The sequence below is a fragment of the Paenibacillus contaminans genome (genome assembly GCF_003285015.1).
Classification (GTDB): Bacteria; Bacillota; Bacilli; order Paenibacillales; family NBRC-103111; genus Paenibacillus_V; species Paenibacillus_V contaminans.
In genome coordinates, this window is record NZ_QMFB01000037.1 from 25,014 (window position 1) to 43,013 (window position 18,000).

12 protein-coding genes are annotated in these 18,000 nt (G+C 47.3%); 10 read left to right on the plus strand and 2 right to left on the minus strand.

Annotation, left to right across the window (positions count from 1 at the left end; genetic code table 11):
• Nucleotides 1-24: 24 nt before the first annotated feature.
• Nucleotides 25-702 (minus strand): ABC transporter ATP-binding protein, encoded by a 678-nt coding sequence (locus DQG23_RS36085; RefSeq protein WP_113035906.1) that lies wholly within the window; start codon nucleotides 700-702, stop codon nucleotides 25-27.
• Between the two features lies 1 nt (nucleotide 703).
• The gene (locus DQG23_RS36090) at nucleotides 704-1,738 is read right to left on the minus strand and encodes an ABC transporter permease (protein WP_113035907.1); all 1,035 of its coding nucleotides are present in this window, start codon (nucleotides 1,736-1,738) and stop codon (nucleotides 704-706) included.
• A gap of 183 nt (nucleotides 1,739-1,921) precedes the next feature.
• On the opposite strand from DQG23_RS36090, the gene DQG23_RS36095 reads away from it, so the two are divergent.
• The 10 genes from DQG23_RS36095 (at nucleotide 1,922) to DQG23_RS36140 (ending at nucleotide 17,885) form a co-directional block, all read left to right on the plus strand.
• Nucleotides 1,922-2,611, plus strand: a complete 690-nt coding sequence (locus DQG23_RS36095) for a phosphoribosylaminoimidazolesuccinocarboxamide synthase (protein ID WP_113035908.1) — start codon at nucleotides 1,922-1,924, stop codon at nucleotides 2,609-2,611.
• Nucleotides 2,612-3,370: 759 nt separating this feature from the next.
• Nucleotides 3,371-5,794: a helix-turn-helix domain-containing protein gene (locus tag DQG23_RS36100; protein ID WP_158560879.1), complete on the plus strand. Its 2,424-nt coding sequence runs from the start codon at nucleotides 3,371-3,373 to the stop codon at nucleotides 5,792-5,794.
• 128 nt (nucleotides 5,795-5,922) lie between these two features.
• The gene (locus DQG23_RS36105; RefSeq protein ID WP_113035910.1) at nucleotides 5,923-6,951 is read left to right on the plus strand and encodes a Gfo/Idh/MocA family protein; all 1,029 of its coding nucleotides are present in this window, start codon (nucleotides 5,923-5,925) and stop codon (nucleotides 6,949-6,951) included.
• A 359-nt stretch (nucleotides 6,952-7,310) separates the two neighbouring features.
• Complete coding sequence (locus DQG23_RS36110; RefSeq protein ID WP_158560880.1) at nucleotides 7,311-8,861, plus strand: extracellular solute-binding protein; 1,551 nt, start codon at nucleotides 7,311-7,313, stop codon at nucleotides 8,859-8,861.
• A gap of 106 nt (nucleotides 8,862-8,967) precedes the next feature.
• Nucleotides 8,968-9,930 carry an aldo/keto reductase gene (locus DQG23_RS36115; protein WP_113035912.1) on the plus strand — a complete coding sequence of 321 codons (963 nt, stop codon included), beginning with the start codon at nucleotides 8,968-8,970 and terminating at the stop codon, nucleotides 9,928-9,930.
• Nucleotides 9,931-10,213: 283 nt separating this feature from the next.
• Nucleotides 10,214-11,131 (plus strand): ABC transporter permease, encoded by a 918-nt coding sequence (locus DQG23_RS36120; RefSeq protein ID WP_113035913.1) that lies wholly within the window; start codon nucleotides 10,214-10,216, stop codon nucleotides 11,129-11,131.
• A gap of 4 nt (nucleotides 11,132-11,135) precedes the next feature.
• The gene (locus DQG23_RS36125; protein WP_238178202.1) at nucleotides 11,136-12,038 is read left to right on the plus strand and encodes a carbohydrate ABC transporter permease; all 903 of its coding nucleotides are present in this window, start codon (nucleotides 11,136-11,138) and stop codon (nucleotides 12,036-12,038) included.
• A 26-nt stretch (nucleotides 12,039-12,064) separates the two neighbouring features.
• On the plus strand, nucleotides 12,065-12,967 hold the full coding sequence (locus DQG23_RS36130) for a dihydrodipicolinate synthase family protein (RefSeq protein ID WP_113035914.1): 903 nt from the start codon (nucleotides 12,065-12,067) through the stop codon (nucleotides 12,965-12,967).
• Nucleotides 12,968-13,016: 49 nt separating this feature from the next.
• Entirely contained in the window at nucleotides 13,017-14,699 is a 1,683-nt protein-coding gene (locus DQG23_RS36135; protein WP_113035915.1) for a sialidase family protein, read from the plus strand.
• A 450-nt stretch (nucleotides 14,700-15,149) separates the two neighbouring features.
• Nucleotides 15,150-17,885, plus strand: coding sequence for a cohesin domain-containing protein (locus DQG23_RS36140; protein ID WP_238178203.1), 2,736 nt, complete (start codon nucleotides 15,150-15,152; stop codon nucleotides 17,883-17,885).
• Nucleotides 17,886-18,000 lie beyond the last annotated feature (115 nt).

Here is an 18,000-nt window from a genome sequence, read left to right on the forward strand (position 1 = left end):
CCTCAGAATGAAGGTGCTTATTCGTTAATAAATAATCAATCCATCTTTCATCGTGATGACATGGTCTGCATAAGAGAGCATTTCTTCATCATGCGTCACGAGTAAGGTTGTAATGTTAAATTCTTTCGTCAAATTACGGATGAGTATCATGACATCCTTGGATCTTTTGGAGTCTAGACTTGCAGTGGGCTCATCAGCAAATAGCATTTTTGGCTTGTGGATGATGGCACGACCAATCGCAACCCGCTGTTTCTCCCCACCCGACAATGAGGCTGGATAGGCGTCTTTACGATGATCCATTCCGACCAATTTGAGTACCTTTATGACTTCTTCTTTTTGCTCGCGTTTACTCATTTTGGTCTCTGACACATGAAGCATCAGCATGAGCTGATCTTCTACGGTAAGGAAGGGCACGAGATGAGAGGATTGAAAAATAAATCCGAACTGACTGGCGCGTATTTTGCGAATCCCTTCTTGTGTCATGTCGGTCATGTTCTTTCCCTCGAAAATGACTTGTCCACCAGATGCGCGCTGAAGACCTGCTGCGATCGTTAGAAGCGTGCTTTTTCCAGAACCTGAAGCACCTACGAGAGCCGTTATTTCCCCTTGTTGTTGGGAAAGATTGATCCCGTTTAATACTTGTTCGTTGACTTCGCCATTCGTAAATGTTTTTCGGACGTCTTGTATTGTGAAGGTAGTCATATTAGATATCTCCTTGCTGTATGGCTTGTAGCGGCTCAACTTTTCGAATTTGAAGACCGGAAAGTGTTGCACCGATAAATCCAATGATTAAGAATAAGATCGACAATTGAATGGTTGTCCCGATCGTCAGACTAAAAGGCATGCCTTGCGGTGCGATCCTATTAAAGCCCTGACTGAGTGCGATGGATAATACTAGTGCGATTGCGGTAATGAAGAACATTTGAGCCCACATCATACGGAATAATGTACTTGTTTTTACACCGATTGCTTTCAAGATCCCGTATAATCCGATCTTCTGCACATTCATCATATAGAAGAAAATCGCAAACAACATGCCGCTAATGGCGACTAAAAACCAAATAATCATATTAAGGGACATTTGTTCTGCACTATAGCTCGCAATGGTGTTCAGAAACTGATCATTTGAAAATGATTGTAATCCGTCAATAAACTGTGGTTGATCCTGCCCTGGGATGAAAAGCAATTGCATCGTATTCACACGGTACATTTCTTTATAGTTATCCATATGGATAAAAGCAACGGGTGCGTGGCTGTATTTCTTCTGGTCCGCAAATCCGATGACTTTAAATTCACCGCTGAACTGATTGTTTGTTAATACATCTCCTACTTGAATACCGTCTTTCTCTAAAGAACGATCTAAAACAATTTCTCCCGGATTCACGTTCTCGAACAAAGTAGATTCGGTTGAAGTCACAAAAGCAACACCATGCTGCTTGTCCTCTGCATCGTTCACAAATCCCATCTGAATGGAAAGTGCTGCCGCATCTTTATGTTCCTTTAAGATGTTTTCTTGTACACTTGGATCTATTTTGGAAAGATTATAGGTTTCATTGGCTTGTTCATTCATATAGAAATGACCAGCGCGTAGATCCTTGATTAAAGCTGCATTATCTTGTGATAAACCATTGGCGAGTCCCGATATGATAAAGGTTAAAAAACTAACTAAAAAAATTATGGAGCCTAGAATAATAAACTTCGCTTTACTCTTCTTGATTTCTTTCCATGCCATATTCATAACTGTGCCTCCCTCTCTCTGTTGCACTATGAGTATACAGTTGCAATATGAACGGAGGATGAACGGAGCATTACAAGCTAGTATTGTTTGTTTTTGTTTGTTTATTCGGTATGGCAATTAAATTAATGATGCTATAATATAAAATATTCGCTAAATTAACTGTTGTAGAAGGGGATACACATTATGAAACGTATGTACACGGGAAAGACGAAAGATGTATATGAGCTGGAAAATGGGGATTACCTGCTGAAGTTTAAGGATGATGTAACAGGGGAGAACGGAGTGTTCGATCCCGGCGCCAATACAGTCGGGTTAGTCATGGAAGGTGCAGGGCGGGCAGGACTCCGCTTAACGAGGTTCTTTTTCGAGAAATTGAATGCAGCGAACATTCCGACGCATTACATCGATGCGGATATCGAGAAAGCAACGATGACCGTTGCTCCCGCCTCTGTGTTCGGCAAAGGGCTTGAGGTCATATGTCGCTATCGTGCGGTAGGAAGCTTTCTTCGTCGTTATGGCTTATATGCGCAAGAAGGGCAACCACTGGATGCATTTGTGGAAGTGACGTTAAAGGATGATGCGCGTCAAGATCCGCCGATCAGCAAGTCCGCTCTTGAAATGCTGCATATTTTGTCGGCAGAAGAGTATGCAGATCTGGAAAAACTGACGAAGCAAATCAGTCAAGTCGTGAAAGACGAGCTTAGCAAGAAGGGCATCGAGCTGTATGATATCAAGTTGGAATTTGGCCGGTTGAAAAAGGACGGGCAAGTTGTTCTTATCGATGAGATATCTGGGGGGAACATGAGAGCTTACAAGGACGGCGTGTACATAGAACCGCTTGAGCTGGAAAAGCTCATGCTGGCAGGAGAATAAACCGTTCGCGTATTTACTTGAGAAAGCCTGAGAGACCTACTTAGAAACCGTTCTTCTTCCAGTATATTTCTGGATGGAACGGTTTTTATGTTGAGCAGAGCGGATGGTCCATTAATAGACTTTCAAACCTAAAAAACATTTTGAAGCGGGCAAACAATCCTCTGTTTCAAGGGAACTGGAAAATGGCGAGGCTTAGGGAATTGGAGACCGGAGGACATCTTTCCCCAAGCTTATTGCCTTTTCTTCAATAATTCGATGAAAAGGTCGCGCTTTCGGTTTTTATCAATTAGGGGCGGGCATAATAGAAACACCCCAACGCGGTATGAGGGCACAGCTGGTTTAGAGAAAGACTCGAAGTATAAAAGGATTAAAAGCTGAATTTCGTATTCATGTTGTTGCCCAAATGACATCAAATTTGCATTGATAGCAATAAATTTCCGTTTTCTCTAATGTGGTCGTAGGTTACAATAGGAACACTATATGTTAACGGTTTCACGGTCGGGTGATTTGTTTTAGAAAGGAAATAAACTATTCTGAAATGGCTGCTTTTCATTTCTAATCGTATATACTCCAATGGTTTCTATCCCTTTATTTGACAGGTTAATCGCACTACAAAATATCAGTTCAAAGGCAAAACGCAATGACGCTTTCCTTAAATGTTACATATCGGCACAAAATTGTGGCATCGCGCGCATAACTTTATAACTTACAAGAAGCCGCTATGCTTTATAATTTTAGTCCACAATGCGGCTGCATAATTTGTGGGTTGCGGTTAGTCAGCGATATGGGAAAGGAGTGGTCGTTCTGCTAAGTAGATGGCTCATTTCGGCAAAAAAGAAGCATTTCTACATTAAATTATTCACGTACACAATGGTAATCGTTTTACTGCCTATTCTGATTATTAGCCTCGTGTTGTATCGCAACATAACGTCGGTCATGCAGACTGAGCTGCGCACGGCAAACGAAATGTATTTGAAGCAGACGGTCGATACGATGGAGATGATCGTCAAGCACATCGGCACGAGCTTCCAACAAACGGTACTCAGCGGCGCGATCAAGGAGTTTGAGGCGTTCCCGCTCGGCAGCTATTACGAGACGTTGGACGGAGTTTATCGGGACGAGGACTTGCGCGAGTTGTACTTGTACGTGAACAGCAAGTCGAATGCGCAGTGGTATTTGAACAATTTGAAAGAATCGAATGAATTCATCCATTCCGTCTATTATTTTGATCATAACAAACATATCGTGCTGACCGGTAGCGCCAATTTTACGTTTGACGATTTCTACGATGATACGTGGAGTTTGTCGACGGAAGGCATAAGCGCGTATCCGACGATCAGCGAGCTGCGTGAAGCGAAACAACTGGACGGTACACGCAAGCTGGTGCTGCCGATCGTCTACATGTCTGCCTCCTTGTCTGACAGTTATGTGGTGATCAACCTTGATGCGGAAATGATCTATAGCGCCGTCTTCCACAAGCTGATCCGCGATGGCAACCACGCGTTTTTCGTGCTGTCCGCTGGCGGAAAGCTGATGTTCTACGATCGCCAATTTGCGGTCAGCGAGCAGATGAGCGGCGACCCGAATGTACTGCGTCTCATTGAGGAGCACAGGCAAGGCTCTTTCGAAACGGAAATGCTGGGCAAACAGTGGCACGTGACGAATATGTCTTCCGAAGTGCTCGGATGGACGTTTATCAACGGGATACTGGTGAACAACATTTATAAAAGCGTTAACAACACGAAAAATTTGATTCTGTTCACGGCGCTGATGCTTGTTGCGGCTAGCGGCGTATTCGTCTTTATTACATCGCGCAACATATATAATCCGATCCGTCATCTGCTGTCATTCGTCAAAGACAAGAGCTATGAAGGCGGCGGGACCGCCACAAATCCTAAAGTGTTTGGTGAATTGAAAGTTATTCGCAGCAGCCTTATGGAAGCATACGAGCTGCAGGAGAGCTTGCAGAAGAGATTGAAGGAGAGTCTGCCCGCCTACAAAAAGATGTACGTCCACTCCCTGCTGCGCCCCAACCACTTTACACTCGAGGAGATCGACGATCGGCTGCGATTCCTCGGGCTGGGACTCTATTTGGACGATATTGCGCTTTTTGTGATAACGCTTACAGAAATCGCCGATCCCGAAGCGGACGTTGAGCGAATGAAGATGAACAAGCTGAGAATCGAAGACATGATCGAAGCGATGATTCCGGCCGGCAGGAACCGGATCGTGATGGAGCTGATCGAGGATCGCTTTGTCGTCATGATCAACTGTCACCCAACGCAAATGACGGACATGATCGCACTCGCTGAGCGGGTTGCACATGATATTCGGCAATTGATCGGAATCGGTTGTACGATCGGAATCGGCAACCATTCGCGGACGGTTTGTGAGCTGCAGAGGGCGTATTCGGAAGCGAAAGAAGCGCAGCGGCACCGCGTCATCTCGGGCAACAGCGATGTTATCTACATCGAGGATGTCAGGCTGGAGAATATTCCGCTGCTTGTTTATCCGAAGGAGAAGGAAGCCGCGTTAAACAATTACATACTCAACGGAGAGATGGAAGAGGCACTAGGGATGTTCACTGAGTTTGTCAAAGATTTGAAGGAGCAGCAGCGCAAAGTTGATTTTCGCCAGTTGCAGCAAGCGTTTATCCGGCTGCTTGGCAGCTTGGTAGAGACGGCCGCAAGCCTCAGACTTGACATCGAGAGCGTACTGCGACGCAAGACGAATCTGTATGAGGTGCTGCTCAAGAAAAAAGATCTGAAAGAAATTGAAGAATGGTTCTCGGACATTATCGGCGATTTCACAACTTATATCGGCCAAGCTTACAAAGAAAAGAACAACAAATACGTGAAGCAGGCGTTTCGGCTGCTTGAACAAACGTATTGCGATAATATTTCGCTCGTCCAGATCTCCGAGCAGTTGCAGCTTAGCCCGTCATATTTCAGCCGCCTTTTCAAGGAACATACCGGCCAATCGTTCTCCGAATACGTGATGACAGCAAGAGTCGAATCTGGCAAGAAGCTGTTGCTCGAATCGAAATTGTTGATCAAGGATATCTCTGAGCGGATCGGCTATAACAATACGAATTATTTCATCAAAGTATTCAAAGAGCATACGGGACTTACGCCCGGCGAATATCGAAAAATGCATGGATGGGAGGAGCTTGCGACCGAATGAAGTGCCATAATCTTGCAGTTGGTAATTAAGTGGCATGGAAAGCATAACTTTGCTATTTATACCGGCGCATTTTTGTGTAAAAATCCAGTCAAATACTATTATTTTATTATTTTGGAGGCACAAAAATTATGAAATTGAAAGCCGTACTTGTTGGGACTAAGGGGTGGGCGGATGCTCATGCCAATGCTTACCGAGCATGTAATAGCATTGAACTGGTAGGTATTTGTGGTCATTCCAATTTAGACAGACTGAATGCTCTTGCAGATAAATACCAGATCCCCAATCGTTCCTTGAATTTAGCAGAATTGTTGCATGCAACGAACCCGGATGTTGTCGATATTGTTACAGGTGCGGATGTGAGACTTGAATTGGTGAAGGTGATTGTGCAGTTTCCTAGTGTTAAATTAATCAATATTGAAAAACCGATGGCACTAACACCATCCGATGCCTATGAGATTGAGCGTATATGTAAAGCGCATAACAAACTGGTGACGGTTAACCACCAACATAAATATTTGCCAGCCTGGAGTAAGGCCCGCAATTTGTTACAAGCAGGTGCCATAGGTCAAATCGAGTTTATTCGCGCTTCTTCAAGAGCAAACATTATGGAGCAAGGCTCACATATCATTGATATGGTCATGTTCTTTAATGATTTCAGTCCTGTAAGCTGGGTGATGGGGCAAACCGGACTATGTGGAGGAACGTCCTCAATCGTCGCGCCGGATGAGTCGATGGCTGCTATATTATTCGAAAATGGCGTTCGCGCAACTATCGAATGCGGGGCATTCGCAAGGTCTATTCCAGGGGAAACGAATCTGCACTTACATATCGGTCTTGATGTTTATGGGTCGGAGGGGCAGCTGAAAATTGCCTTAAATCAGAACCTGGAAGTGATAAATTATAGGACCCACTTACATACAATTGAGAAATCGAGTTGGGAAGAAGGGTATATGGCGGCGTTGATTGCTTATCTGGACTCGATTAATGAATATGTGTTAAATAAAGAATCAGGGCATTTGTGTGACCTTGAGCATTCGATGCTGTCATACCAAGTTATTATGGCAATCTATCATTCAGCTAAATACGGGGGGAAGGTGAATTTGCCTCATCACTTTGAGGATAGCATCGTGGAAAGATTTCTCGCAGTCCAATCATAGTTGACTTCTCATTATTTATTAAGCTAATAGGCAGCGCTCGACAAAACACCGGCCAACGGTGTTTTTTGTGTACTTGGCGGCGCATCGAAGCAAGAGTGAAAGTCTCTAGCACGACGTCGCGAGTTGGCGGAAATGCATTAGCTAACCGGAACTCCCCCGAAGAATATCGCAAAATCCACAGATGGAGGTGCTGTCGACCGAATAAAGTGCCATAATGATGCAGTTGGCAATAAAGTGGCATGGAAAGCATAACTTTGCTATTTTCGAATAACGCGGCACGGTGATAAACTTCGGCCATCAGTATTCGCAATTGGCCAATGCGATGCCGACAATCAAATAATAAAGGGAGGGCAACAACGATGAAAAAATGGGTGTTGGCGAGCAACGCTCTATGCCTCGTCATTCTGGTAGGGGCAGGCTGTTCGTCAGGCAAAACTGTCGAACCGGCCGTGACTTCCAATGTGGCATCAGTAAAGCCGGGCGCAACGCCGGGAGAGCAAAAAATTGAGAAGGTATATGTGTACGCAAACGGCGGCAATTTATCGTCGGTAACTGACAGCAGCAAACCGGAAGCAGTCGAAGAAGTGCGCAAAGCGATTATTGACAAAATCGGCATTGAGGTCATTCCAATCATCCCGCCGAAAGGCTCGGAGGATGACAAATTAAACATTATGCTCGCTTCCAACGAGCCGCTGGACATTTTTAATGGCAGTATGGAGCTTCATCAGGCAAAAGGTGCGGCAATGCCTCTTAACGATCTGCTGGACAAATACGGGCAAAATAGCAAAAAGCTGTGGCCGGTTGAATGGAAAGGCGGATGGGAAGCGCTTTCAACGAAGGACGGCCGAATATGGGGGCTTCCGATCAATGCACCGGCAGCCGGCAACACGGTACTGATCCGGGAAGATTGGATGAAGAAGCTGAATTTGAAAATGCCGACGACGATGGAAGAACTGGAAGCGATACTGAAGGAATTCAAGGAAAAAGACCCGGCAGGCGGCGGCAAAACGATCCCGTTGCTCACGACTTTAGAGGAACTATCCCATTCGCTTGCCGCTGGATTTATGGATGTCGGATACGGCAAATGGCTGGATGCGGACGGCAAAGTGAAGCCGGAAGTACTTAACCCGGGGTACAAAGATTTCGTGGCGAAAATGGCCGACTGGTACAAGAAAGGGTATATCTACAAAGAAGCGTTCACGATCGAAGGTGCCGAGCAGATCGAATTGATCAAGCAAAACCGCGTAGCGGTCGGGGCGCACTGGCATTCCCGCGAGCTTGGCAATCAATTTGCGCTGCAATCGAGCGTGCCGGAAGCGAAGTACGTCGTCGCCGATCAGCTCCGGGGACCAAAAGGACTGACGATGACGATGGGCGGGCCAGGCGGAAACGGGTGGATGATCAGCAAAAATTCGAAAAATCCGATAGCGGCGATGAAATACATGAATTGGCTGCAAACGGATCTCGACAACTACATGCTGGCCTACTTCGGCATCGAGGGGAAGCATTGGAAGTGGGTGGATAAAACCAATCACGTATACGAGAGACTGAATCGCGATTACCTCGGCGATCTTATCGCCGCGATGTCGTTCGCCTGGACGATCCAGTTCCGCGATGCCAGCCCGCAAAATGCACCGTCTTTCGAGTATTACAGAAACTTCCTGACCAATCCGGAAAAGGCAAAAAAAGTTGCTTTGTTTGATGTGGAGTACAAGTTTGACAGCAATGCACTGGCGGAGAAAATCCCAACGCTTAATGACCTGAACCGGATGATTGAGCAGGAGACGATCAAATTCATCCGGGGCGCAAGGCCGATCGGAGAGTGGGACAGCTTCCTGCAAGAGTTGAATAAGGCTGGTATGGAAAAATGGATTACCGCCTATACAGCGGCTTACAATGAGATAAAGTAGCTGCACATAGTTGAAGACTTGCTAGGAGGGAAGGCATGTACGCAAGCGATTCTTTTCGCCGCGAACATGCCTTATCTTCTTATTTAAGGATTGGGAGGAATCTGAAATGCAACTTAAACCTGTAACAGGAACGGATTTATTATGCTCAACCTTTTGTTTGGGAGGGGCGAGTATTGGCAGTCGCTTGAATCAAGAGGAATCATTCCGTCTCATGGATGCATATGCAGAACGCGGTGGCAATTTTATTGATACAGCACAGGTATATGCGAATTGGCTGCCTGCAATTGAAGTTAGCATCAGTGAAAAAACGATCGGCTTATGGATGAAAGCCAGAAAAAACCGCAATCAAATGCTGGTGTCCACTAAAGGGGCTCATCCGTTTTTGGAAAGCATGCAGTTATCGAGAATGTCGCAGAAGGATATTGCTCAGGATGTAGAAGGGAGCTTGCGCAACCTGCAGGTCGATACGATTGATTTTTATATCTTGCATCGTGATGATACGCATAGACCCGTTCAGGAAATTCTCGAAACAATGAATGAGCAGGTAAAAGCGGGGAGGATCCGTTATTTTGGATGCTCAAATTGGTCTACAGAGCGCATTATCGAAGCGCAGGATTATGCAAAAGCTAACGGTGTTCAAGGATTTTCCGGTAATCAAATGATGTGGAGCTTAGCGGAAGCCGATCAAACACAAGTTGTCGATCCAACGCTTATTGCTATGGATAGTGTTATGAAGCAGTACCATATCGTTTCCGGGATGCCGGCATTTCCTTACTCCTCCCAAGCGCAGGGTTTATTTACTAAATGGGATTCCGGCCAATTTTCCCCGGATGATAGAAGGATCAGCCCTATGTATAGAACGGCTGTCAACCGAGCAAGATTTGATAGGACTAAGAAACTGGCATCGGAGCTATCGCGTTCAATCACCGAAATTGTTCTCTCCTATTTAACCTCGCAGACTTTTCATACTTTCCCGATTATTGGCTGCAGAACACAAGATCAGCTGGAAGCTAGCTTGAAAGCTGAAGATCTGAAATTAACACAAGATCAGCTGGCATTTTTGGGATAAGTAAAGTACTGCGAAGATTATCTGCATTGGGGACATATGGCTGGAGAATATGCCGTTACTCGACCGAGAAAAGTTCCATAATCATGCAGTTGGCAATAAAGTGGCATGGATAGCATATCATTGCTATTTTCGAATGACTCGGCACGGTGATAGAATGCGGGCATCGGCATTTTGGATGAAGTGCTGCCGACAAATCCGATAACGATCAACTATCAAAAGGAGGGTAACGGACGATGAAAAAATGGGGGTGTTCGAGACTTTTTGACTCAGAAAGGAGCGGCCAATGAACGCGCGAACGTTTTCTTTGCTGCGGAAGAACAAGCTGTATTACAGCCTGATCGTTCCCGGCATCATTTACTTTCTTGTCTTTCATTATACGCCAATGTTTGGCCTGATTATTGCTTTCAAGGATGTTGCACCATTCGATGGGCTGCGGGAGATGCTAACCGCCGATTGGGTTGGGTTTAAGCATTTCCAAAACTTTTTCAACTCCTATTATTTCTGGGACATTATTGAAAATACACTACTTATCAGCTTGTACCGGTTGCTGTTCGGGTTTCCCGCACCAATCTTGCTCGCATTGTTGCTTAATGAAGTCGGAAACATGGCATTTAAGCGCTCTGTGCAAACGATTTCTTATTTGCCCCACTTCCTCTCGATGGTCGTGGTTGCCGGTCTATTGACGACGCTGCTGACGACAGACGGCGGTTTAGCCAATGAGATCGTCAAGCTGTTCGGTTATGAACCGGTTTCGTTTTTGACTGACGAGCGCTATTTCCGCTCCGTTATTGTCGCCTCCGGCATTTGGAAGGAAGTCGGTTGGGGGATGATCATTTATTTGGCCGCTATCGCAGGCATAGATATGCAGCAATACGAAGCTGCACGCATCGACGGCGCTGGCCGCATGAGGCAAATATGGCATATTACTTTGCCCGGCATGCGTCATATCATCGTCATCTTGTTTATTTTACAAATCGGTGGCGTGATGGAAGCCGGATTCGAGCAAATTTTCCTGCTCTATTCTCCCCCGGTCTATGACGTTGCCGATATTATCGACACGTACGTGTACCGGAAGGGGCTTGTCGAAGTGCAGTATTCGTTCGGTGTGGCGGTCGGACTGTTCAAATCGGCTATTGCGGTCGTACTAATCATTGGCACGAACTGGCTTGCCAAAAAATTCGGTCAGGAAGGGATATGGTAGGAAGATGAAAAAGACGATGTCCCGAATGGAGAGAAAGATGGGAGAAACCGCATTCCGGGTAGCGAACTATTCCTTTCTGACCTTCCTGATGCTGCTTTTCGTCTTGCCCTTTCTCGTCGTGCTGTCGACATCCCTTGTCAGTGAAGCCGAGCTGTTGCGCAGAAGCAGCTTTATCTTGGTCCCGCAAAAGCTGGACTTCGGCGCGTACCATGTCTTGCTCTCGCAAGGTTCGATTCTATATAACGCTTATGGCATCACGATCGCAAGAGTGGTAATCGGTACGGCGCTCAATCTCGCTTTCACATCGATGATGGCGTACGGGCTGTCGCGCAGACAACTGCCGGGGCGCAGCGCGATCATGATGTTTGTCTTCGTCACGATGGTGTTTAACGGCGGACTTGTGCCGAACTACTTGCTAATGAAATATTTGCATTTGACGAATACGTTGTGGGTGCTCATGTTGCCCGGGTTGATCAGCGCCTGGAATATGATCGTTATGCGAAGTTTCTTCTCTCAGCTGCCGGAAAATCTCGAGGAGTCGGCGACAATCGACGGCGCTTCGCCGATTCGTATTTTGACTCGTATCGTGTTCCCGCTCAGCCTGCCTACTTTTGCCACGATCGGCCTGTTTTACGGGGTGGCGCATTGGAACGCTTGGTTCGACGCAGTCATTTATATCAATGATGTAAATAAGTATCCGGTGCAGGTACTGATGCGCAAGATTGTGCTGACGATGACGAGTCAGGATTTGAATGCGGAGCTGATGGGCGCCTTGACGGCGAAGCCAACGCCGCAAAGCTTGAAGGGGGCGATGATCATTGTAACGACATTGCCGATCATTTGTGTTTATCCGTTTCTGCAGAAGCATTTTGTGAAAGGCGTGCTGACGGGTTCGATAAAAGGCTAGTCCTTAAAGGAGGGTGAGTAAGGATAATGGACATACGAGACAAAGTGAAAGCTTATTTGAAGGGGCCGATCGCATCGGTCAGCACCCCGTTTGACCGGGAAGGCAATATCGACTACAAGGCGCTGAGGAACGTCGTCGACTTTATCGTGGAGACGGCGAGCAGCGGTACGATTTTGCTCACATATGGAGATAGCTTGTACAGCATTCTGACAGACGCCGAAATCGCAGAAGTGACGCGCGTCGTTGTGGAACAGAATGCCGGCCGCAAGCTGGTGGTCGCCACCGGTAATTGGTGGACGGGTGAATCGATCCGTTTTGCCGGCTACTGCAAAGACATCGGTGTCGATGTGTATATGCCGCTTGCGCCTCATTGGGCCGGCTCCAGTACGGTGCAGACACTGGTCGAACATTTCACTCGGATCAGCGATGTCATGCCGGTGATGGTTGTGACGGCGCTCGCTCCAGGCGTCGGCGTTCCGCTTGCGGCGATCAAAACGCTGGTGGAGGGCAACAATGGCATTGTTGCTGTCAAAGATGACATCGTTGGAGCGTACGGCCGAAGGCTGGCGCATATGGTGGAAGGGCGCTGGACGTTCCTGTCCGGCGGAAGGAAAGAAAATCATTTGGACGCGCTGCCTTACGGCGCTGATGCCTATTTGTCGATGTACATGCGCTTCAAACCGGATATCGCGCATCAGTATTGGGCGGCGGTGCAGGCGAATGATATCCGCGAAGCGGCGCGCATTGTGAACGTGTATGATATTTCATTCATGGATACGGTTGCTGAGCTGGGCTCCGACTTCGACGCGGTTATCCACGGGGCGATGGAGCTGTTCGGCGTGGCTGAACGATGGCGCCGGCCGCCGTATAATAACTTGACCGACGATCAGATGGAGAAGCTGAAGCTTTTTTTTGACAAGTTATCTTGAACGATAGAACCGGATGTAACGCAGGCTCTAAACGAGGAGGATATTTTCCATGCAATCACATATGATTCATTCCGCAGTCGCCGAACTGCTTTACGAAGACAGCAACTATAATGTCGGTCCCGTCATTGTCTTGTCGGATGGCAGCTTGTTCACGATCATGGGCGCGACTAAGAAGTCGCTCCATTCACTCGACCGCACAATCAGCTCGCATTATGTGTTCGGTCGGCAATCGTTCGATCGCGGACGGACGTGGACAAATCCGGAAACGATTGTCTCCTTTCCCCGCCAGCCGGGTTGGATCAGCGGGGTACATCTGCTGCAAAGCCGCGATGGTTTTGTACACGTTTTCTCCATTCGCATCACGGCCTACAACTGGGAGGAAAACGATTTCCAAGGAGACATTCTGCATACGCGCATGGATGATATTCACGGCACGAATGCGGTCACACAGAAGGTGATGTGCCTGGATCGCTATACCGGCGCGATCAACAGTGTATTGCAAACATCCGGCGGGCGCATCGTCGTGCCATTCTCGACGCTGGTACAAAGTGGAAACGGCGAGAGCTTATGCTTCGTTTGCAGCACGATTTTTTCCGATGACGAAGGGATGACGTGGCAAGTCTCCAACGATTTAAGTGTATCCGACGGTGAGACGCATGTGGAAACCGGCGCGATGGAGCCGATCATAGGTGAACTCGACAATGGAAGCCTACTTATGCTGATCCGTACTACGCTCGGTCACCTATATTATGCACTTTCTGCGGATGGCGGTGCTTCGTGGGGGGAAGTGAAACGAACAGGATTTCGTTCCTCCAATTCACCAAGCTCGCTCGTGCGGCTGGATAACGGGGACCTTGTGAAAATATGGAACCATTGCGAGGGTTATCCGTCTAACGAAGCCATCAGTATCAGCTACGCCCGTCAAGCGATGCATGCGGCCATTTCCGAAGATGGCGGTATCACTTGGAATGGTTATCGTGAAATTGTTCACAGACGGACGGACGATCCTGCCGATACGCATATTTCGTATCCTTTCCCGACCGCATTTGGCGGCGATGACGTGCTGGTGAAGTATTTTACCGTGCAGAGCAAGGACGGCGAGGCTTGGATTGAGCCGCATGCAAAAATTGTGCAGTTTTCTGCGACGTTTCTAAAAGAGCGCACGATGACGGAGTGGTTTGACCGCGGTCTTGCCGCTTGGACGACAGGCGGCAGAGGCGTATCGGTTAGCGAGGAAGAGGGCAAGCCTGTCATGCAACTGGCAGCGGAAGCGAGCAGCGAAACGGGGAATGAAACGGCGGTAGCCTGCCTCAATTTCCCTTACGGCAGCGCCGGAAGTTTGCGGATCACTATGAAGGCGGCATCGGACCTGTCCGGTGCCAAGCTGATCCTGAGCGAGCTATATATCGATCCGGTCCATTACACGAGCAGTGACGAGGCTGTACGGCAAATTACGGAGAAGGTACTGCAGCAGTGCATTGTCATTGATTTGACGGGCAGTGCCGACCTGTGGAGGGAGTTGCTCGTCTCATGGGATGTGGCGGTACAGGTTGTGCATGTGACGGCGGCTGACGGTACCGGGAGTAAAAGCATAGCGATCCGGGGTAAGGTCGGCGGTTACAGTTATGCCACACTATGCGTCGAGTCTGCGAACGGGAAGCGTGAGCAGCTATCGATCGCTATGGTGAAGGCAGAGTCGCATCGCGGCGGCGTCTCTGACATTGACATGTAATTCGAGTGCAATATACCGCGTGATTGGCTAAGAGACGTTAGGCTTGTCGTAAAGCTGACCGTCCTGAGCCGACAATAGCGGAATCAATTATGCATGCGAACCGTTCTGATCGGTGCCTCACATGATTGGTGAGGCGCCGAATCGATGACGGTCAGCGCTTCATGGGATCATGGAATGAAATTACCGAATTTCTTCTTGTAAAGTGATCATTCCATCATCGTATTTGTTCAGGTGACGGAGTCATGAGGTTATTATTAGACATATTGTAAGCGGTTACAATAGAAGGACATACTTTATGGGCGGCAGGAACGATCCCATAGCTGGAACTAGGCGCAGGCGCGTATTCGTCTTTTTGCTCGAAGGAGGTGAGATCAATGTGAAGTGGAGTGGAAGCAATGATTAAAGTGGAAAACAGTGGTCGATAGAATGATAAAATAGGAGGTATTTAAAATGAATCGTACACGAAGTAAGCTCTGCGTATTTTTGATTTTCATTGCGCTATTTGCAGCTTCCGTACCCGTCAATGCCGCCAATCCTACAGTTAACGGCGAGTTTCCCATCGGGATAAACTTCATTCCCGCATCTTGGGAGACGACTAATGCCAAGTATGCGGAAATCGCGGATATGAATGTCAATTTTATGCTAGGCACGAATTTTGTCGATACGTTCGATGAAACGAACAAGGCACTTCATTACGCAGCTGCCAACGGATTAAAAATGATTGTGGACGATGGAAGGTTATCGTTTAACAGCAGGGAGCATGTAACGCAGGTGGAGACCGGGAGGGTCGTTGAGCTTACTAGTACCAAGCCGGTAGGCCAAACATTTTATTCGGGGGACTGGAATGGGCACAGTACATTCTCGATACGCCTGGATGCGGCGAGCTTGTCGACCACTTCAACGATTTCGGTTGTCGTTTACCCCTCTCCGGCCCGAGGTCCCATCGCTTTGAAAAGAACGTTGACGGGTCCGTTTGCTTCGCAAGACCTTACGTTTGATATTTATGCTGGGGGTGTGTATAACTATCAATATTATTACGAACTCACCACCGACAGCACCGAACCGATCGGGATTTTAGCGAGTATCGCGGATGAGTATACAGGGGGACAGGCTTATATAGATAGCGTTGCTCAGCCGTTCGACCTGGTGTTTGACGCTGAGTTTTCTAGTCCTGCTTATTGGGATGGTGAACGACCTTCAGATGCGACAATCGATGAAATCGCCAATCATTACAAAGATAACCCAACTGTTCTCGGTTACAATATTATTGATGAACCGTCATCTACCATGTATTCCCAGATTAAAGCAACATCGGATCGCTTGAAGCTGAATGACCCCGATTCTATCAACTTCGTCAACCTGTTCCCGAACTATGCAGACCCCCATTATCAATTAGGGACGATGTGGTATCATACCGGTGAGAATATATCTTCCACTATTACATTAGGTCAAACCTTCAAGACAAGACCGAATGAGACGTTCATTGACTACATCAGTTTGTATTTGGATCACACTACCTGGAATATTGATGAATATTTGACATTATCATTGTGGGATTCTCCGGCTAAACATACGCTGATTGCCGATAGTACGATTGGCGGTGCTGACGGAAAGACATGGATTTCTATCCCGTTAAATGTCGCAGTCAGTGAAGATACGACCTATTATTGGGAGTTGACGCACAACGGCGGCGGAGATAATAAGATTGAAAATGTTATCCGTTCGGCGAACGGCCATGACTGGTTTTCTGACGGAACCGGTTATATAAACGGTGGAGCAATCGACGCGGACTTTTACTACGCCGTTAACCAGTCCATTATTGGAAGAGCGTACGAAGACTACGTAAACCAGTACGTAGCACTGAATCCTGACGTGTTAGCTTTCGACCATTATCCGTTCCAGTACAACGGCCAGAACAACCCATATTACTTCGAAAACCTGGAAATCATCCGTCGGCAAGCTTTGTTAAGCGATGTGAATTTCTGGTCATACATTCAGTCGGTCAGCATCACTAACAGTCTGCGGCTGCCAACGGAAAGCGAGATGAGGTATCAAGCTTATACGAATCTCGCTTACGGAGCTAAGGGGTTAATTTACTTCACCTATGAGACGCCTCCTTTTTCCGGGTTCAACAACGGGTTGATTTTACCTGGAGGAGCGAAAAACGTTTCATATACATGGGCGAAAAATCTAAATGCAGAAGTATTGAATCTTGGATCGGCGCTCTTATCACTTACATCCAAAGATGTGTATCACACCGGAGATTTGCCGTCTGCTACCAAAGAGCTGCCTTCCTCCTATTTCTGGCAGCCATCGGGTTCCGGTCCGGTAATGCCGATGATTGTTTCACGCTTCGAGAATGCAGATGGCAGAGAATACGTGATGGTTGTGAATAAAGATATGCAAAATGCCTATTCCCAGAGCTTTTCGTTATCGACATTGCCAAACTCGCTTAAAGAAGTATCGAAGGCTACTGGGCTGGAAACTGCCGCAGCTTATAACAATGTAACGGGAATTTTATCCGCTGATTTTGCGCCGGGAGAAGGCAGGCTCTATGTGCTGGATGAGGAATCTGCTGCTGCTGAGTTGAAGACGACTATAACTGGCGACAGCCCGGTCCAGGCAGGTAATAAATTTACAGTACGTGTCGGACTCAGCGGTGTTACTGAGCGTGTATATGCACAAGATATCAAGCTGGATTATGATCCTGCTGTAATGGAATTTGTATCGGCGACGTCCCTAAACCAAGGGATAAAAGTTGTTCGTACCATTAAGGAGCCCGTTGGAAAGCTGCGCTTGCTTATTGCTAGCGAAGGTGCTGGTCATGGAATAACAGGTAATAAGGAAGTAGTCGAGCTTACCTTTAAGGCCAAGGCAACGACCCTTCCAGCTTCAGGTGTTATATCGATTTCAAGTGCTACGCTGGGGGATGCCGGCGGCAATGAGACCGAAGCCGCGTCGTCTTCCATAAGTATGCTTGTTATAGCAGGAAGCGCGGGAACTATTGCCGGTGACATCAATCATGATGGTAAAGTGAGCGTAGGGGATTTGTCGATCGTAGCAGCCAATTATGGCAAAAATAGCAGCAGCCCGGACTGGGAGCAAGTCAAGCAGGCCGACCTCAATAAGGATGGGAAAATTGATATTGAGGATCTGGCGGCGGTTGCCAGGAGAATTTCAGAGTAAGAGAAAGATAAAGATAAAGAAGTAGATCATGACTAACTAAAACTCCTAGGGTGTGTCTGGAAACTCCGAGGGTAGCAGATTTTACGCGGTGAAAGATGACCCCGAGCGGGTTTTC

What these genes read in the sequence shown, in the direction of transcription:
- DQG23_RS36085 (WP_113035906.1), bottom strand. Translation starts at nt 702, where the DNA reads ATGACTACCTTCACAATACAAGACGTCCGAAAAACATTTACGAATGGC.
- DQG23_RS36090 (WP_113035907.1), bottom strand. Translation starts at nt 1,738, where the DNA reads ATGAATATGGCATGGAAAGAAATCAAGAAGAGTAAAGCGAAGTTTATT.
- DQG23_RS36095 (WP_113035908.1), top strand. Translation starts at nt 1,922, where the DNA reads ATGAAACGTATGTACACGGGAAAGACGAAAGATGTATATGAGCTGGAA.
- DQG23_RS36105 (WP_113035910.1), top strand. Translation starts at nt 5,923, where the DNA reads ATGAAATTGAAAGCCGTACTTGTTGGGACTAAGGGGTGGGCGGATGCT.
- DQG23_RS36110 (WP_158560880.1), top strand. Translation starts at nt 7,311, where the DNA reads ATGAAAAAATGGGTGTTGGCGAGCAACGCTCTATGCCTCGTCATTCTG.
- DQG23_RS36115 (WP_113035912.1), top strand. Translation starts at nt 8,968, where the DNA reads ATGCAACTTAAACCTGTAACAGGAACGGATTTATTATGCTCAACCTTT.
- DQG23_RS36120 (WP_113035913.1), top strand. Translation starts at nt 10,214, where the DNA reads ATGAACGCGCGAACGTTTTCTTTGCTGCGGAAGAACAAGCTGTATTAC.
- DQG23_RS36125 (WP_238178202.1), top strand. Translation starts at nt 11,136, where the DNA reads ATGAAAAAGACGATGTCCCGAATGGAGAGAAAGATGGGAGAAACCGCA.
- DQG23_RS36130 (WP_113035914.1), top strand. Translation starts at nt 12,065, where the DNA reads ATGGACATACGAGACAAAGTGAAAGCTTATTTGAAGGGGCCGATCGCA.
- DQG23_RS36135 (WP_113035915.1), top strand. Translation starts at nt 13,017, where the DNA reads ATGCAATCACATATGATTCATTCCGCAGTCGCCGAACTGCTTTACGAA.
- DQG23_RS36140 (WP_238178203.1), top strand. Translation starts at nt 15,150, where the DNA reads ATGAATCGTACACGAAGTAAGCTCTGCGTATTTTTGATTTTCATTGCG.